Consider the following 1,016-nt stretch of genomic DNA (forward strand, 5'->3'; position numbering starts at 1 on the left):
AAAGTCCTTCAGATTGATGGTCGTCATTTGTATTTCCTCCATTCAGTTCATGTGTGGGTGGGTGAACAGAACGGAGGCACGGTGGGGATCGGCAGCCGGGGCTGGCTGCTTTGGGACAAATTGTCCCAAGGTGCAGACATATAAAAACGCCCGCACAGCAGGACGCTATGCGGGCGCAAGCAAATGAACATCTTGTTACATGATGTTTAATTTCATGTTCAAAGCCGGACTGCTCCGATGGAGGGGCTATTCCATCTCCACCGCCCGCAGGCGCTTCTTACACGCATGAAAGATCTGTCATTGCCGCGCAAGGAGTATCACTCCGATATGGCGGCGGTTCCGGAGACCGGCAGATTTATCACTGGAGATGAAATTGCGGCTTCTCTTGCAAATGGAAGCGGCTTTGAAGGCGGGAAAGCCCGCATCTATGAATTTTTCCAGACGCCGCATACGCCCAAGGAGAGTGCCGATTTTCTGAAAAAGGAGTACGGCATCGGCGGGCGTACCCACGCCGTATCCAGAGAAAGCGGCAGTTATGAAGATCACGGCAGCAAGGGCATTACGCTGAGAAAAACGGGCTGCGCGGATGTTCAGATGAATTGGAGCAAGGTCGCTTCGCGCATCTCTGAGCTGATTCGGACAAACCGCTATTTTACACCGGATGAGCAGGCAGCCTATGACAAGGCTATGGAGCAGGATGCCCTGCGGAACGCTGTTTATAACGACTATAACGACGTAAAAGCAGCGCATCCCGATGAAATCGTACTGTATCAGGTCGGGGACTTCTTTGAGCTGTATGGCGAAGATGCGCGGGCAGTTGCCGATGATCTCAGCCTTGAGCTGACGCGCCGCAATTTGGAGGGCGCTGGCCGTGTTACCATGTGCGGCTTCCCTGCAAACGAGTTGGGAGAATACGTTGAAAAGCTGCGGGAAAAGCATCGTATTCGAACCGCATGGGATGAGGAAAAGGAAGAATGGTACTTTTCCGTCGTTGATGTGGTAGCTGTGCTGACTGA

At 52.9% G+C, this 1,016-nt stretch carries 1 protein-coding gene; it reads left to right on the forward strand.

What is annotated here, in order from left to right; genetic code table 11:
- Positions 1-285: 285 nt before the first annotated feature.
- Positions 286-1,016: MutS N-terminal domain-containing protein (locus LKD37_RS17555; RefSeq protein ID WP_302930335.1), on the forward strand; the 731-nt coding region annotated here is incomplete at its 3' end.

Origin of the sequence: Brotocaccenecus cirricatena (genome assembly GCF_020687045.1) — a bacterium.
In the GTDB taxonomy this organism is placed as follows: domain Bacteria; phylum Bacillota; class Clostridia; order Oscillospirales; family Oscillospiraceae; genus Vescimonas; species Vescimonas cirricatena.